At 62.8% G+C, this 13637-nt stretch carries 23 protein-coding genes; 1 reads left to right on the top strand and 22 read right to left on the bottom strand.

The annotated features are described in order from the left end of the window. The first annotated feature begins 190 nt into the window (after positions 1-190). Positions 191-1996, top strand: coding sequence for a translation elongation factor 4 (gene lepA / locus CG471_RS05400; protein ID WP_037510832.1), 1806 nt, complete (start codon positions 191-193; stop codon positions 1994-1996). 72 nt (positions 1997-2068) lie between these two features. Here lepA and CG471_RS05395 read toward each other — a convergent pair whose 3' ends face one another. From CG471_RS05395 to rplD, 22 genes are all read right to left on the bottom strand, one after another. Continuing rightward, complete coding sequence (locus CG471_RS05395) at positions 2069-2620, bottom strand: ATPase (RefSeq protein WP_099231029.1); 552 nt, start codon at positions 2618-2620, stop codon at positions 2069-2071. A 38-nt stretch (positions 2621-2658) separates the two neighbouring features. Next, complete coding sequence (locus CG471_RS05390; RefSeq protein ID WP_099231028.1) at positions 2659-3315, bottom strand: adenylate kinase; 657 nt, start codon at positions 3313-3315, stop codon at positions 2659-2661. 46 nt (positions 3316-3361) lie between these two features. Next, the gene (gene secY, locus CG471_RS05385; protein ID WP_004208701.1) at positions 3362-4708 is read right to left on the bottom strand and encodes a preprotein translocase subunit SecY; all 1347 of its coding nucleotides are present in this window, start codon (positions 4706-4708) and stop codon (positions 3362-3364) included. 195 nt (positions 4709-4903) lie between these two features. Beyond that, on the bottom strand, positions 4904-5434 hold the full coding sequence (gene rplO, locus CG471_RS05380; RefSeq protein WP_004208702.1) for a 50S ribosomal protein L15: 531 nt from the start codon (positions 5432-5434) through the stop codon (positions 4904-4906). Positions 5435-5570: 136 nt separating this feature from the next. Next, positions 5571-5750, bottom strand: a complete 180-nt coding sequence (gene rpmD / locus CG471_RS05375; RefSeq protein ID WP_010337294.1) for a 50S ribosomal protein L30 — start codon at positions 5748-5750, stop codon at positions 5571-5573. 5 nt (positions 5751-5755) lie between these two features. Next, complete coding sequence (gene rpsE, locus CG471_RS05370; protein ID WP_004208704.1) at positions 5756-6466, bottom strand: 30S ribosomal protein S5; 711 nt, start codon at positions 6464-6466, stop codon at positions 5756-5758. A gap of 2 nt (positions 6467-6468) precedes the next feature. After that, on the bottom strand, positions 6469-6834 hold the full coding sequence (gene rplR / locus CG471_RS05365; RefSeq protein WP_004208705.1) for a 50S ribosomal protein L18: 366 nt from the start codon (positions 6832-6834) through the stop codon (positions 6469-6471). A gap of 1 nt (position 6835) precedes the next feature. Continuing rightward, complete coding sequence (rplF, locus tag CG471_RS05360) at positions 6836-7369, bottom strand: 50S ribosomal protein L6 (protein ID WP_099231027.1); 534 nt, start codon at positions 7367-7369, stop codon at positions 6836-6838. After that, positions 7369-7764, bottom strand: coding sequence for a 30S ribosomal protein S8 (rpsH, locus tag CG471_RS05355; RefSeq protein WP_004208707.1), 396 nt, complete (start codon positions 7762-7764; stop codon positions 7369-7371). Before rpsH ends, rplF begins: the two co-directional genes overlap by 1 nt. 12 nt (positions 7765-7776) lie before the next feature. Further along, the gene (rpsN, locus tag CG471_RS05350) at positions 7777-8082 is read right to left on the bottom strand and encodes a 30S ribosomal protein S14 (RefSeq protein WP_004208708.1); all 306 of its coding nucleotides are present in this window, start codon (positions 8080-8082) and stop codon (positions 7777-7779) included. A gap of 50 nt (positions 8083-8132) precedes the next feature. Continuing rightward, the gene (gene rplE, locus CG471_RS05345) at positions 8133-8705 is read right to left on the bottom strand and encodes a 50S ribosomal protein L5 (RefSeq protein ID WP_010337292.1); all 573 of its coding nucleotides are present in this window, start codon (positions 8703-8705) and stop codon (positions 8133-8135) included. Further along, entirely contained in the window at positions 8705-9016 is a 312-nt protein-coding gene (gene rplX, locus CG471_RS05340) for a 50S ribosomal protein L24 (RefSeq protein WP_004208710.1), read from the bottom strand. The genes rplE and rplX overlap by 1 nt, the downstream gene beginning before the upstream one ends. Further along, on the bottom strand, positions 9016-9384 hold the full coding sequence (gene rplN / locus CG471_RS05335; protein WP_004208712.1) for a 50S ribosomal protein L14: 369 nt from the start codon (positions 9382-9384) through the stop codon (positions 9016-9018). The genes rplX and rplN overlap by 1 nt, the downstream gene beginning before the upstream one ends. A gap of 168 nt (positions 9385-9552) precedes the next feature. Continuing rightward, positions 9553-9816, bottom strand: a complete 264-nt coding sequence (rpsQ, locus tag CG471_RS05330; RefSeq protein ID WP_004208713.1) for a 30S ribosomal protein S17 — start codon at positions 9814-9816, stop codon at positions 9553-9555. A gap of 12 nt (positions 9817-9828) precedes the next feature. Next, positions 9829-10032, bottom strand: a complete 204-nt coding sequence (gene rpmC / locus CG471_RS05325) for a 50S ribosomal protein L29 (RefSeq protein WP_004208714.1) — start codon at positions 10030-10032, stop codon at positions 9829-9831. Between the two features lie 3 nt (positions 10033-10035). Next, positions 10036-10467, bottom strand: a complete 432-nt coding sequence (rplP, locus tag CG471_RS05320; protein ID WP_004208715.1) for a 50S ribosomal protein L16 — start codon at positions 10465-10467, stop codon at positions 10036-10038. A gap of 21 nt (positions 10468-10488) precedes the next feature. After that, positions 10489-11184 carry a 30S ribosomal protein S3 gene (rpsC, locus tag CG471_RS05315; protein WP_004208716.1) on the bottom strand — a complete coding sequence of 232 codons (696 nt, stop codon included), beginning with the start codon at positions 11182-11184 and terminating at the stop codon, positions 10489-10491. A gap of 4 nt (positions 11185-11188) precedes the next feature. Further along, positions 11189-11575 (bottom strand): 50S ribosomal protein L22, encoded by a 387-nt coding sequence (gene rplV / locus CG471_RS05310; protein ID WP_004208717.1) that lies wholly within the window; start codon positions 11573-11575, stop codon positions 11189-11191. Beyond that, the gene (rpsS, locus tag CG471_RS05305) at positions 11575-11853 is read right to left on the bottom strand and encodes a 30S ribosomal protein S19 (RefSeq protein ID WP_004208718.1); all 279 of its coding nucleotides are present in this window, start codon (positions 11851-11853) and stop codon (positions 11575-11577) included. Before rpsS ends, rplV begins: the two co-directional genes overlap by 1 nt. A 5-nt stretch (positions 11854-11858) precedes the next feature. Then, entirely contained in the window at positions 11859-12695 is an 837-nt protein-coding gene (rplB, locus tag CG471_RS05300) for a 50S ribosomal protein L2 (protein ID WP_004208720.1), read from the bottom strand. Between the two features lie 10 nt (positions 12696-12705). After that, complete coding sequence (locus CG471_RS05295) at positions 12706-13020, bottom strand: 50S ribosomal protein L23 (protein ID WP_004208721.1); 315 nt, start codon at positions 13018-13020, stop codon at positions 12706-12708. Then, on the bottom strand, positions 13013-13636 hold the full coding sequence (rplD, locus tag CG471_RS05290; protein ID WP_004208722.1) for a 50S ribosomal protein L4: 624 nt from the start codon (positions 13634-13636) through the stop codon (positions 13013-13015). Before rplD ends, CG471_RS05295 begins: the two co-directional genes overlap by 8 nt. Between the last annotated feature and the right edge of the window lies 1 nt (position 13637).

Genomic DNA, 13637 nt, shown 5'->3' with positions numbered 1-13637 from the left:
AAAAACCCCGTTTCTGTCTGGTCGAGAGAAATTGGTGCGCCCCGGATATTTTTCTGGAACGTAACACAGCCGCAAGGGGCTTCCAAGCAAAGGGGGTTAATGACGATGCTTGTCATCGCACGGCAATTTCGCATGCCCTGCACAACGTGATCCTGCTGACAGCGCCCGCAACTGCTGCTATCGGGCGCCGATGACCGACCTGTCCCATATCCGAAACTTTTCGATCATTGCGCATATCGACCATGGCAAGTCGACGCTGGCCGATCGCCTGATCCAGCGCACCGGCGGCCTGACCGACCGTGAGATGAGCGCGCAAGTCCTTGATAACATGGACATCGAGAAGGAGCGCGGGATCACCATCAAGGCGCAGACCGTGCGCCTCGACTATACCGCCAAGAATGGCGAGACCTATGAGCTCAACCTCATGGACACGCCGGGTCATGTCGACTTCGCCTATGAAGTGTCGCGGAGTCTTGCCGCATGCGAGGGCGCGCTGCTGGTCGTCGACGCCGCGCAGGGCGTGGAAGCGCAGACGCTGGCCAACGTCTATCAGTCGATCGAGCATGATCATGAGATCGTGCCGGTGCTGAACAAGATCGACCTGCCCGCCGCCGAGCCGGAAAAGGTGCGCGCGGAAATCGAGGAAGTGATCGGCCTCGACGCGTCGGAAGCGGTGCTGGCGAGCGCCAAGTCGGGGATCGGCATCGACGATATCCTGGAAGCCATCGTCACCAAGATCCCGGCGCCCAAGGGCGATCGCAACGCGCCGCTGGAGGCGATGCTGGTCGACAGCTGGTACGACCCCTATCTGGGCGTTGTCATCCTGGTGCGCGTCGTCAACGGCGTGATCAAGAAGGGGCAGGCGATCAAGTTCATGATCGGCGGCACCGAGCATCTGATCGACCGCGTCGGCTGCATGCGCCCCAAGATCGAGGCGCTGCCCGAACTGGCCGCCGGCGAAATCGGCTTCATCACCGCGCAGATCAAGGAAATCGCCCAGACCCGCGTCGGCGATACCATCACGACCGTGAAGAATGGCGCTGCCAAGCCGCTGCCGGGCTTCAAGGAAGTGCAGCCGGTGGTGTTTTGTGGCCTGTTCCCGGTCGACGCCAATGATTTCGAGAAATTGCGCGAGTCGATCTCGAAGCTGCGCCTCAATGACGCCAGCTTCTCGTTCGAGATGGAAACCTCGGCCGCGCTCGGCTTCGGCTTCCGCTGCGGTTTCCTCGGCCTCCTGCATCTGGAAATCATCCAGGAGCGCCTGAGCCGCGAATATGATCTGGACCTGATCACCACGGCGCCGTCGGTCGTCTATGACATGCACATGAAGGATGGTCGCACCCTTCACCTGCACAACCCGGCCGACATGCCCGATCCCAATCATATCGAGATGATCGAGGAGCCCTGGATCGAGGCGGTGATCTACTGCCCCGACGAGTATCTCGGTTCGATCCTGAAGCTTTGCCAGGACCGTCGCGGCATCCAGAAGAACCTCACCTATGTCGGCGGCCGCGCCCAGGTGACCTATGAACTGCCGCTCAACGAAGTGGTGTTCGACTTCTATGATCGCCTGAAGAGCATCAGCCGTGGCTATGCCAGCTTCGACTATCACCAGATCGGCACGCGCGAGGGCGACCTCGTCAAGATGAGCATCCTCGTCAACAACGAGCCGGTCGATGCGCTGTCGATGATCGTCCACCGCTCCGCCGCCGAAGCGCGCGGCCGCCACATGTGCGAGCGCCTCAAGGATCTGATCCCTCGTCACCTGTTCAAGATCCCGATCCAGGCGGCGATCGGCGGCAAGGTGATCGCGCGCGAGACGATCGCGGCGATGCGCAAGGACGTCACGGCGAAATGCTATGGCGGCGACATCACCCGCAAGAAGAAGCTGCTGGAGAAGCAGAAGGAAGGCAAGAAGCGGATGCGCGAATATGGCTCGGTCCAGATTCCGCAGGAAGCCTTCATCGCCGCCCTGCGCATGGGCGACGAGAATTAAGCATCATCCATCGGGGTGGAGGCCATCGGGCTTCCACCCCGATTTGCTATTGCCTGCCGGCGCGGTCGCGCTTCAACCCTTGCTGTCGGCCGCCCGCTTATACCCGTCGAGCTGCTCCACCAGCACCTTGTCGACGACCGGCGCGATCGGCGCCAAGCCACCGCGCATATAACCGCCCACCGAATAGGTCAGCGTCACCCGGCTACCGCCCGGCGCGGGCGCGATGGTGAAGTCCAGCACGCCAGTCACCGCTTCGCTCTGGAGCGGCCCCAGAGCCCCACTCAGCCGCAATTGCTGGCCCGGCGCGGCATAGATGACCCGCGCATGTTCGATGCTGCCAGAGGCCCTCTTGCCGCTCTTGTCGGGAACCGTCTCGCAGAAGCAGCCCCCGGCCTTCGCCTGCAGCACCATGTTGCGCGCATCGCCGCTATAGGTGTGCGCGCTGTTCCACCAGCGCCCCGGCTCCGCCAGCAGCGCATAGGCCGCGTCGGGCGCCATGGCCACGTCCACGCTCGCCTGCACGACAAAGCCGGCATCGCTGCTGGCAACCACCCCACCCTGTCCGGGCGCGGCCGCCAGCGCCATGCCGGCGCCTGTCAGTATCGATCTGATTGGATAGGCCATGTCCCCTCCCCGCCTTGTCGCCGGGGAGGGAGAATAGCTCAGGCCGGAACGCCGTCCAAGATGGCGACGATCGCGCCGCTGACGTCGTTCATGTCGGCCATGCCGTCGACGCGGCTGACGATGCCCCGCGCTTCGTAGATCGGCAGGATCGGTGCGGTCTTGGCGCGATATTCGGCCATGCGGGTGCGCACCGTTTCCTCATTGTCGTCGGGACGACGCTTGAATTCGTGCCCGCCGCACTTGTCGCACGTACCCTCGACCTTGGGCTGCTTGAAGGCATCATGATAGCCCTCGCCGCAGGTCGCGCAGGTGAAGCGGCCGGTGATGCGCTCGACCAGCGCATCCTCGTCCACTTCCAGCTCGATCACATGATCGAGCGTGCGGCCGCGATCGGCCAGGATGGTGTCGAGCGAATGGGCCTGGGCCTCGGTCCGCGGATAGCCGTCGAAGATAACGCCGGTGTCGGCCGCCAGCGCATCAAGCGCTTCGCCGATGATACCCGAGACGACCTCGTCCGGCACCAGCGAACCCGATTCCATCAGCGCCTTGGCCTGCAGGCCGACCGGAGTCCCCGCCTTGACCGCAGCCCGCAGCATGTCCCCGGTCGACAGCTGAACCATGCCACGGCTGTCGACGAGCCGCGTGGCCTGGGTGCCCTTGCCGGCACCCGGAGGACCAAGCAGAATGATATTCATTGCGCGCATTCTCCCCTTGTACTTGCGCTTGCCTGTCTGCGCCCCCTTAGCGCAGACGGCCCTTCAGCTTCGCCTTCTTGATCAGATCCCCATATTGATGGGCAAGCAGATGGCTCTGGATCTGGGTCACGGTATCGACCGTAACATTGACGACGATCAGCAGGCTAGTCCCACCAAGGTAGAAGGGAATTCCCGCCCGGGCGATGGCAAATTCCGGCACCAGACAGATGAAGGCCAGGTAGGCGGCACCGATCACGGTGATCCGGGTCAGGACATAATCGAGATAATTCTCGGTATTCTTGCCCGGACGGATGCCCGGAATGAAGCCGCCATTGCGCTTCAGATTGTCGGCCGTCTCTTCCGGGTTGAACACCACGGCGGTGTAGAAGAAGCAGAAGAAGACGATGCCCAGGCCATAGAGGCCCATGTAGAAGGGGCTGCCGTGCGACAGATACTGGTTGATCGTCAGCACGATGCTGCTCCAGCGGCTGTCATCGTCCGCCTTCACGCCCATGAACTGCGAGATGGTCAGCGGCAGCAGCAGCAGCGAGCTGGCGAAGATCGGCGGGATCACGCCCGCGGTGTTGACCTTCAGCGGCAGGTGGCTGCGATCGGCCTGCATCAGGCCCTGGCGCGTCTGGCGCTTGGGATACTGGATCAGCACCCGGCGCTGCGCCCGTTCCATGAAGCAGATGAAGGCAATCAGACCAAAGCCCAGCACCACGACCAGGAAAATGACCAGGCCCGAGATCGAGCCTTCGCTGCCCGACTTGAACAGGTTGCTCAGCGTCACCGGCAGCTGCGCGACGATACCGGCCATGATGATCAGCGAGGTGCCGTTGCCGATGCCGCGCGAGGTGATCTGCTCACCCAGCCACAGCAGGAACATGGTGCCGCCGATCAGCGAGATGATCGCCGAGACGACGAACAGCATGCCGGGGTCCACGACCACGCCCTGCGCCTGCCAGTTGGCGGCGGCGGCGTAGCCCTGCACGGCGGTCAGGCCGACGGTGCCATAGCGGGTATATTGGTTCAGCTTCTTGCGGCCGCTCTCACCTTCCTTCTTGATCGCCGCGAGCTGCGGCGAGAGGGAGGCGGCCAGCTGCACCACGATGGACGCGGTGATATAGGGCATGATGCCGAGCGTGATGAGGCTCGCGCGCGACAATGCACCACCCGAGAAGGTGTTGAAGATGTCGAGGATGCCACCGGCCGACTTCTGCGACCAGGCCGCGAGCGCGGTGGGATCGATACCCGGCAGCGGCACGAAGCTGAGGAAGCGGAAGACGATCAGCGCGCCGAGGGTAAACCACAGGCGCTTCTTGAGGTCGGTCGCCTGGCTGAACTTCGCGAGGCTGAGATTGGATGCGAGCTGGTCGGCTCTCGATGCCATTGTGGCTGCCCTTCAAATCATTCTTGCCGGAGCCATCGGGCTCCGTGGCGGAATCGCTACCCCCTTAGCGGGGCGGGAAGACCATGTCGAACGGGAGTTGCCGCCGTTGCGACGAACATATGCTCCCCCCGATACACATAGCCCCGCCAACCCATATCGGGCAGCGGGGCCGTGCTTGCAAGTCTCGGGCGAGACTTAGGCCTTGGCGGCCTTCTTGGCGGCAAGGGCGGTGCCCTTCTTCGCCTTGGCCTTCTCGGCTGCCGGGACGACTTCGATCACGTCCAGCTTGCCACCGGCCTTGGCGACCGCTTCGACGGCGCTCTTCGAGGCACCGGCGACCAGGAAGCTGACCTTGGCGGTCAGTTCGCCCTTGGCGAGAACGCGGACGCCATCCTTGCCACCACGGGCCAGGTTGGCTGCCTTCAGCGCAGCATGGTCGATGACGGCAGCGGCGTCCAGCTTGCCGGCGTCGATCGCGGCCTGCACTTCACCCAGGTTCACGATCGCATAATCGTTGGCGAAGATGTTGTTGAAGCCGCGCTTCGGGATGCGCATGTGGAGCGGCATCTGGCCACCCTCGAAGCCGTTGATGCTGACGCCCGAGCGTGCCTTGGCACCCTTCTGGCCGCGACCGGCGGTCTTGCCCTTGCCCGAGCCGATACCGCGGCCGACGCGCATACGACCCTTGCGGGCACCGGCATTGTCGTTGATTTCGTTCAGTTTCATGTTCGCACTCGCTTTCGCTTTTGTCGCGCTGATCCCCTGCGGGATCATCTAAAGGAAGCGCCCGTTAGCGCTTCCGCTGAAAAAACGAAAGAGGGGTTTCCCCCTCTTTCGCTTCATTTCGTCGGATCGAAAGGGCTTAGCCCTCGACCACTTCCACCATGTGGGGGAGCTTCTTGATGGCACCGCGGACTTCCGCCGTGTCTTCCAGCTCGACCACGCGATGCATCTTGCCAAGGCCCAGGCCGATCAGAATCTTCTTCTGGCTTTCGGGGCGACGGATCGGCGAACCGATCTGCTTGATCTTGATCTTCGCCATGTCAGTTACTCCGCAATCGCTTCGGCGTCAGCCTGCGCGACTTCGGCCGAGGCACCACCGCGACGCAGAAGGTCAGCGACCTTCTTGCCACGACGCTGCGCCACCGACTTGGGGCTGGTCTGCTCGCCCAGCGCCGCGAAGGTCGCACGGATCATGTTGTAGGGGTTCGAGGTGCCGTTCGACTTGGTCACGACGTCAGCGACGCCGAGGCTTTCGAACACGGCGCGCATCGGACCGCCGGCGATGATGCCGGTACCGGCCGGAGCCGAACGGACAGTCACCTTGCCAGCACCGAAGTGGCCGAGGCCGTCATGGTGCAGGGTGCGGCCTTCCTTCAGCGGAACGCGAACCATGGCCTTCTTGGCCGAAGCGGTCGCCTTGCTGATGGCTTCAGGCACTTCGCGCGCCTTGCCATGACCGAAACCGGCGCGGCCCTTGCCGTCGCCGACGACGACCAGAGCAGCGAAACCGAAGCGCTTACCGCCCTTGACGGTCTTCGAGACGCGGTTGATGTGAACCAGCTTCTCGATCAGCTCTTCGCCCTGTTCCTCGTCACGGTTGCCGCCACGGCGGTCGTCGCGACGGCCACGGCCGCCACGCTCGCCACGGTTGCGGTCACCGCCACGGCCACGGCCACGGCCGGGACCACGACCTTCGGTCTGAGCCTCGGCACCCTCGACGGGCGCGACGACTTCGTTGGTGTTTTCGTCAGCCATGATCAGAACTCCAGCCCGCCTTCACGGGCGGCATCGGCCAGCGCCTTGACGCGGCCATGGAACAGGAAGCCACCGCGGTCGAACACGACCTTGGTGACGCCGGCCGCCGTAGCAGCGGCAGCGACGCGCTTGCCGACATCGGCAGCGGCTTCGGAAGAGGCGCCGGTCTTGCCCAGAGCCTTCGAGCCAACATCCTTGTCCAGGGTCGAAGCGGCGGCGACGGTGGTACCGGCGACGTCGTCGATGATCTGGGCGTAGATGTGACGGCCCGAACGATGGACGCTGAGGCGCGGGCGGGTGCCCGAAACAGCCTTGAGCGCGGTGCGAACGCGGCGACGACGCCGCGCGAAGAGGGAAAGCTTAGCCATCTTACTTCTTCTTCCCTTCCTTGCGGAAGATGAATTCGCCGGCGTACTTGATACCCTTGCCCTTATAGGGTTCGGGCTTGCGCCAGCGGCGGATCTCGGCGGCGACCTGGCCTACCTGCTGCTTGTCGATGCCGCTGATCTCGACCGTGGTGTTATCCGGGGTCTTGATCTCGATGCCTTCCGGAATCTCGAAATCGACGTCGTGGCTGTAGCCGAGCTGCAACTTCAGGGTCTTGCCCTGCGAGTTCGCACGGTAGCCGACACCGGTGATCAGCAGCTTCTTCGAGAAGCCCTGGGTCACGCCGGTGATCAGGTTCTGGATCAGGGTACGCTGCATGCCCCAGAAAGCGCGCGAGCGCTTGCCGTTGTTGGCGGGCTTTACAGCGATGCTGCCTTCTTCGACGGTGTAGGTCACTTCGTCGGCCAGCGGCATGGCGAGGGTGCCCTTGGGCCCCTTCACCGACAGCTGACCGTCAGCGATCGACGCGGTCACGCCCGCAGGCACGGTGACCGGCTTCTTGCCAGTGCGGCTCATCAGAACACCTCCGCCAGCACTTCGCCGCCGACATTCTGTTCACGCGCTTCGGCGTCGGACAGAACGCCCTTGGGCGTCGAGACAATGGTGATGCCCAGGCCGTTGCGGATCACCGGCAGTTCCTTGGAACCGGAATAGACGCGGCGACCAGGCTTGGACACGCGGGCAACATGCTTGATCGCAGGCTGGCCCTCGAAATACTTCAGCTCGATGCGCAGGCCGGGGTGATTGCCGAGGGTTTCCTCGGAATAACCACGGATATAGCCTTCGCGCTGCAGCACGTCGAGCACGCGGGCACGGAGCTTGCTGGCGGGGGACACAACGCTGTCCTTCTTCGCCTGCTGCCCGTTACGGATGCGGGTGAGCATATCACCCAGGGGATCGGTCAATGCCATCTCAAATGATCCTTACCAGCTCGACTTGGTGACGCCGGGGATCAGGCCCTTGTTGGCCAGATCACGCAGCTGCACGCGGCAGAGACGGAATTTGCGGTAGTAAGCGCGCGGGCGGCCCGTCAGTTCGCAGCGGTTGCGAATGCGGGTCGGGTTGCCGTTGCGGGGGACTTCCGCCATCTTCAGACGCGCAATCAGACGCTCGGTGTCGTCGAGAGCGGTATCGGCTGCGATCGCCTTGAGTTTCGCATAGCGGCCGGCATACTTCTTCACCAGCTTCTTGCGGCGCTCGTTCTTGTTGATCGAACTCAGTTTCGCCATGACTTAAGTTCTCTTCCTTAGCTTAAGCGTTGGGAGAGAAGCGGGGCCTGTTAGGCCGCCTGCTTCTCTTCAATCGGGAAGGGGAAGCCGAAGAGGCGCAGCAGTTCGCGCGCTTCGTCGTCAGTCTTCGCCGTGGTGGTCACGATGATGTCCATGCCACGCACCTTGTCGATGCGGTCATAGTTGATCTCGGGGAAGATGATCTGCTCCTTGATGCCGAAGGCATAGTTGCCACGGCCGTCGAAGCTCTTCGGGTTGAGACCACGGAAGTCGCGCACGCGCGGCAGGGCAATGTTGATCAGGCGATCAAGGAATTCATACATGCGCTCGCGGCGCAGCGTGACCTTGGCACCGATCGGCATGCCTTCACGCAGCTTGAACTGCGCGATCGACTTCTTCGCCTTGGTGATGACCGGCTTCTGGCCGGCGATCAGTTCCATTTCCTCGGCGGCCGAAGTGACCTTCTTCTTGTCCTGCGTGGCTTCACCGACGCCCATGTTGAGCACGATCTTTTCGATCTTCGGGATTTCCATCACATTCTTGTAGCCGAACTTCTCGACCATCGCCTTCACGATGGCGTCGTCGTAGATCGACTTCGAGCGCGGAATATACTTGTCGGCCATTACAGCACCTCACCGGACTTGACGGCGACGCGGACCTTCTTGCCGTCGCGGTCCTCGAAACGGACGCGGGTCGGCTTGCCATCCTTGTCGGCGACAGCGACGTTCGAAATGTGCATCGGGGCCGGCTTGCGGTCGATGCCACCCTGCGGGTTCGACTGGTCGGGCTTGCGATGCTTCGCATGCACGTTGATGCCTTCGACCAGGACCTTGTCGTCCTTGGGCATCACCTGGAGGACGGCGCCGGTACGGCCCTTGTCCTTGCCAGCCAGGACGACGACCTTGTCGCCCTTCTTGATCTTAGCAGCGCTCATTACAGCACCTCGGGAGCGAGCGAGATGATCTTCATGTGCTTCTTGGCGCGCAGCTCGCGAACGACCGGGCCAAAGATACGGGTGCCGATCGGCTCCTCGTTCTTGTTGATAAGCACAGCGGCATTGCCGTCGAAGCGAATCACGCTGCCATCAGCGCGACGCACGTCCTTGGCGGTGCGCACGATGACGGCGCGATGCACGTCACCCTTCTTCACCTTACCGCGCGGAGCAGCTTCCTTGACGGAGACGACAATGATGTCGCCCACGCCGGCGAAACGCCGCTTCGAGCCGCCCAGCACCTTGATGCACTGGACGCGCTTGGCGCCGCTGTTGTCCGCGACGTCAAGATTGGATTGCATCTGGATCATGGATCCGGTTCCTTCTTATTTGGCCTACCGGGACTATCCCGGCGGTTCCGAATTTCGTGAGTCGACCCGGTGAATCGAAATGCACGAAGCGCGGGCCTGTACCTCCTCCCGAAGGAAAAGGCCAGCCCCGCGTCCGAACTTTTTCGACTCTAGAGTCGGTGACTGCCCTTAGGCCGCCGATTCCGGCGACTTGTGGGTGTCCACACGCTCGATGACCTTCCAGGTCTTGAGCTTGGAAATCGGAGCGGTCTCTTCGATACGGACCGTTTCGCCTTCCTTGTAGACATTGCCCTCGTCATGGGCATGGTACTTCTTCGACCGGCGGATGATCTTGCCGTAGAGCGCATGCTTAACCTTGCGCTCCACGCGAACCACCACCGTCTTGTCGGTCTTGTCGGAAACCACCGTTCCCGTCAGCACGCGCTTGGGCATCGTGTGTTTCCTTTACTTCGCGGCCGAGCGCGAACGCTCGGTCTGCAGGGTCTTGATCTGCGCGATCGAACGACGGACTTCACGAACGCGGCTGGGCTTTTCCAGCTGGTTGGTGGCCGCCTGGAAACGCAGATTGAACTGCTCGCGCTTCAGGTTGTTCAGCTCGGTCGACAGCTCGTCGTCCGACTTGGTCTTGAGGTCTGCAACGTTGGCCACAGCTTAACCCTCCAGGTGCGAGGTGTCGCCGAGGCGGGCAACGACCTTCGTCTTGATGGGCAGCTTCATCGCGGCGCGCGAGAAGGCCTCTGCTGCGAGCGGACCGGGAACGCCGTCCAGTTCGAACAGGATACGGCCGGGAGCGACGCGAGCCGCCCAATATTCGACCGAACCCTTGCCCTTGCCCTGGCGGACTTCAGCCGGCTTCTTGGTGACCGGAACGTCGGGGAACACGCGGATCCACAGACGACCCTGACGGCGCAGGTGGCGCTGGATCGCGCGGCGAGCCGCTTCGATCTGGCGCGCGGTGATCCGCTCGGGCTCCAGAGCCTTGAGACCATAGGCGCCGAAGTTCAGCGCAGTGCCGCCCTTCGCATCGCCCTTGATCCGGCCCTTGAAGGTCTTGCGGAACTTCATCTTCTTCGGTTGCAGCATGACGCTATTACCTTCTTATTCTCAGCGCGCCGGGCGCACGCCGGAGGTCTGAGCCTCCAGCATCAGCCGGTCGGTAGCCATCGGATCATGGCCGAGGATCTCGCCCTTGAAGATCCAGACCTTGATGCCGCAAACGCCATAGGCGGTGTGCGCCGTGGCTTCGGCATAGTCGACGTTCGCACGCAGGGTGTGCAGCGGAACGCGGCCTTCACGATACCATTCGACACGCGCGATCTCCGCGCCGCCCAGACGGCCGCCGCAGGTGATCTTGATGCCTTCGGCGCCCAGACGGAGAGCCGACTGCACCGCACGCTTCATGGCGCGACGGAAGGCAACGCGGCGTTCCAGCTGGTCGGCGATGCCCTGTGCGACGAGCTTCGAATCGATTTCCGGCTTGCGGATTTCGACGATGTTCAGCGACACGTCCGACGAGGTGAAGGCACCCAGCTTCTTGCGAAGCTTTTCGATGTCTGCACCCTTCTTGCCGATGATGACACCGGGACGGGCAGCGTAGATCGACACGCGGCACAGCTTGGCCGGACGCTCGATCACGACCTTCGAGATCGCGGCCTGCGGCAGGTTCTTCATGATGTACTGGCGGATCTTGAGATCTTCCAGCAGCAGGCGACCATAGTCGGCGCCTTCGGCGAACCAGCGGCTGTCCCAGGTACGGTTGATCTGCAGACGCAGACCGATCGGGTTGCTCTTGTGACCCATGTGCTTACGCCTCCGCTTCTTCGCCAGCTTCACGCACGACGATGCGCACGCGGCTGAAGGGCTTGAGGATCCGGGTCGACTTGCCGCGGCCGCGAGCGTGGAAGCGCTTCAGGGTGAAGCTCTTGCCCACCGATGCTTCCGCGACGACCAGGGCGTCGACGTCCAGATTGTGGTTGTTTTCCGCATTGGCGATGGCCGAAGCCAGCACCTTGCGCACGTCGACAGCCATCGCCTTCTTCGAGAAGGCGAGGATGTTGAGCGCGTCCTCGACCTTGCGGCCGCGGATCAGCGTGGCGACCAGGTTCAGCTTCTGGGCCGAACCACGGATCTGCGTGCCGACGGCGAGCGCTTCATTGTCGGCGACGCGACGGGGAGCCTTTTCCTTGCTCATTAGCGCTTGCCCTTCTTGTCGGCAGCGTGACCGGGGAAGAAGCGGGTCGGAGCGAATTCGCCCAGCTTGTGACCCACCATATCCTCGTTCACGAGAACCGGAACATGCTTGCGGCCGTTATAGACGTTGAACGTCAGGCCAACGAACTGCGGCAGGATGGTCGAACGGCGCGACCAGGTCTTGATCGGACCCGAGCGGCCATTGCTTTCCTGCGCGACTTCCGCCTTCTTCAGAAGGCTGAGGTCCACGAACGGACCTTTCCAGACGGAACGAGCCATCTCGCTTACCTCTTCTTCTTCGCGTGGCGGCTACGGATGATGAACTTGTCCGTTGCCTTGTTGTGACGGGTGCGCGCACCCTTGGTCGGCTTGCCCCACGGGGTGACCGGGTGACGGCCGCCCGAGGTCCGGCCTTCACCACCACCATGCGGGTGATCGACCGGGTTCTTCGCAACACCGCGCGTCAGAGGACGGATGCCGTTCCAACGGTTGCGGCCAGCCTTGGCAAGGTTGGTGTTGCCATTGTCGGGATTCGACACGGCGCCAACGGTGCCCATGCAGTCCGAACGGATGTAGCGCTGCTCACCCGACGACAGACGCACCATGACCATGCCACGGTCGCGACCGACCAGCTGGGCATAGGTGCCTGCCGACCGGCACAGCTGTGCGCCCTTGCCCGGCTTCATTTCGATGTTGTGGATGATCGTGCCGACCGGCATCTGACCCAGTTCCATCGCATTGCCCGGCTTCACGTCGGTCTTCTTGCCCGCGATGACCTTGTCACCGGGAGCCAGACGCTGCGGCGCAATGATGTACGCCTGCGTGCCGTCGGGATAGTTGACCAGCGCGATGAAAGCGGTGCGGTTGGGGTCATATTCCAGACGCTCGACCGTACCTTCAACGTCCCACAGGCGACGCTTGAAGTCGATGATACGATAGCGCTGCTTGTGACCGCCACCGATACCACGCGAAGTGACATGGCCCTTGTTGTTACGACCACCGGTCTTGCGCTTGCCTTCGGTCAGCGCCTTGACGGGCTTGCCCTTGTGCAGGCTCGACTTGTCGACGAGGATCAGGCCGCGCTGGGCCGGGCTCGTCGGATTATAGTGCTTGAGTGCCATCTATCTCGCCTCAAATACCGGTGGTGACGTCGATGGACTGACCTTCGGCCAGCGTGACGATCGCCTTCTTCACGTCGTTGCGCTTGTAGGGCTTGCCCTTCCAGCGCTTGACCTTGCCCTTCTGCACCAGCGTGTTGACCGCCTTGACGGTCACGCCGAACAGCGCCTCGACGGCAGCCTTGATTTCAGGCTTCGATGCGTCGTTGGCGACCTGGAAAACAACGGCGTTGTTTTCCGAGAGAAGGGTCGACTTCTCGGTGATGACCGGCGCGACAACGACGTCGAAGTGACGGTTGTCCACGGTCGCGGCTTCTTTCTTAGCCATTGAAACGGGCCTCCAGCTTTTCGACCGCGGCGCGGGTGAGCACCAGCGAGTCGGCCTTCAGGATGTCGTAGACGTTGGCACCAACGGCCGGCAGCAGGTTGACGCCGACGATGTTGGCCGAAGCCTTGGCGAAGCTGACGTTCACGGCGTCGCCGTCGATGAACAGAACCTTGTTCAGGTTCAGCTTGGCCAGGTTGGCGACCAGCGCCTTGGTCTTGCCTTCGGCAACGTCGAGATTGTCGAGAATGATCAGCGAACCATCCTTGACCTTCGACGACAGCGCCATCTTCAGACCCAGCGCGCGAACCTTCTTGTTCAGCGAGGGGTTGAAGTCGCGAACGCGGGCACCGTGAGCCTTACCACCGCCGATGAAGACGGGAGCGCGGCGATCGCCGTGACGAGCGGTACCGCCGCCCTTCTGGCGACCGAACTTCTTGCCGGTGCGGGCGACATCCGAACGCTCGCGCGTGCCGCGGGCAGTGCCACGACGCTTTTCGAGCTGCCAGGTGACGACGCGGTGCAGAATGTCGGCGCGGGGCTCGAGGCCGAAAACGGCATCGTTGAGCTCCAGCTCACCGGCAGCTGCGGCGTCGAGGGTCTGTACATTGACCTTCATG

This window comes from Sphingobium sp. IP1 (assembly GCF_002708645.1).
GTDB classification, from domain to species: domain Bacteria; phylum Pseudomonadota; class Alphaproteobacteria; order Sphingomonadales; family Sphingomonadaceae; genus Sphingobium; species Sphingobium yanoikuyae.
The sequence above is the reverse complement of the archived record's forward strand: the minus strand, read 5'-3'. Positions and strand labels throughout refer to the sequence as shown.

Coding starts and splice junctions, on each gene's coding strand:
- rplF (WP_099231027.1), bottom strand. CDS start 7,369: ATGAGCCGCACTGGCAAGAAGCCGGTCACCGTGCCTGCGGGCGTGACC.
- rplR (WP_004208705.1), bottom strand. CDS start 6,834: ATGGCTAAGCTTTCCCTCTTCGCGCGGCGTCGTCGCCGCGTTCGCACC.
- CG471_RS05395 (WP_099231029.1), bottom strand. CDS start 2,620: ATGGCCTATCCAATCAGATCGATACTGACAGGCGCCGGCATGGCGCTG.
- rplN (WP_004208712.1), bottom strand. CDS start 9,384: ATGATCCAGATGCAATCCAATCTTGACGTCGCGGACAACAGCGGCGCC.
- rplP (WP_004208715.1), bottom strand. CDS start 10,467: ATGCTGCAACCGAAGAAGATGAAGTTCCGCAAGACCTTCAAGGGCCGG.
- rpsQ (WP_004208713.1), bottom strand. CDS start 9,816: ATGCCCAAGCGCGTGCTGACGGGAACGGTGGTTTCCGACAAGACCGAC.
- rpsC (WP_004208716.1), bottom strand. CDS start 11,184: ATGGGTCACAAGAGCAACCCGATCGGTCTGCGTCTGCAGATCAACCGT.
- CG471_RS05295 (WP_004208721.1), bottom strand. CDS start 13,020: ATGGCTAAGAAAGAAGCCGCGACCGTGGACAACCGTCACTTCGACGTC.
- rplX (WP_004208710.1), bottom strand. CDS start 9,016: ATGAGCGCTGCTAAGATCAAGAAGGGCGACAAGGTCGTCGTCCTGGCT.
- rpmD (WP_010337294.1), bottom strand. CDS start 5,750: ATGGCGAAGATCAAGATCAAGCAGATCGGTTCGCCGATCCGTCGCCCC.
- rpsS (WP_004208718.1), bottom strand. CDS start 11,853: ATGGCTCGTTCCGTCTGGAAAGGTCCGTTCGTGGACCTCAGCCTTCTG.
- CG471_RS05390 (WP_099231028.1), bottom strand. CDS start 3,315: ATGAATATCATTCTGCTTGGTCCTCCGGGTGCCGGCAAGGGCACCCAG.
- rpsH (WP_004208707.1), bottom strand. CDS start 7,764: ATGGCATTGACCGATCCCCTGGGTGATATGCTCACCCGCATCCGTAAC.
- lepA (WP_037510832.1), top strand. CDS start 191: ATGACCGACCTGTCCCATATCCGAAACTTTTCGATCATTGCGCATATC.
- rplV (WP_004208717.1), bottom strand. CDS start 11,575: ATGAGCAAGGAAAAGGCTCCCCGTCGCGTCGCCGACAATGAAGCGCTC.
- rplB (WP_004208720.1), bottom strand. CDS start 12,695: ATGGCACTCAAGCACTATAATCCGACGAGCCCGGCCCAGCGCGGCCTG.
- rplE (WP_010337292.1), bottom strand. CDS start 8,705: ATGGCCGACAAGTATATTCCGCGCTCGAAGTCGATCTACGACGACGCC.
- rplD (WP_004208722.1), bottom strand. CDS start 13,636: ATGAAGGTCAATGTACAGACCCTCGACGCCGCAGCTGCCGGTGAGCTG.
- secY (WP_004208701.1), bottom strand. CDS start 4,708: ATGGCATCGAGAGCCGACCAGCTCGCATCCAATCTCAGCCTCGCGAAG.
- rplO (WP_004208702.1), bottom strand. CDS start 5,434: ATGAAACTGAACGAAATCAACGACAATGCCGGTGCCCGCAAGGGTCGT.
- rpsE (WP_004208704.1), bottom strand. CDS start 6,466: ATGGCTGACGAAAACACCAACGAAGTCGTCGCGCCCGTCGAGGGTGCC.
- rpsN (WP_004208708.1), bottom strand. CDS start 8,082: ATGGCGAAACTGAGTTCGATCAACAAGAACGAGCGCCGCAAGAAGCTG.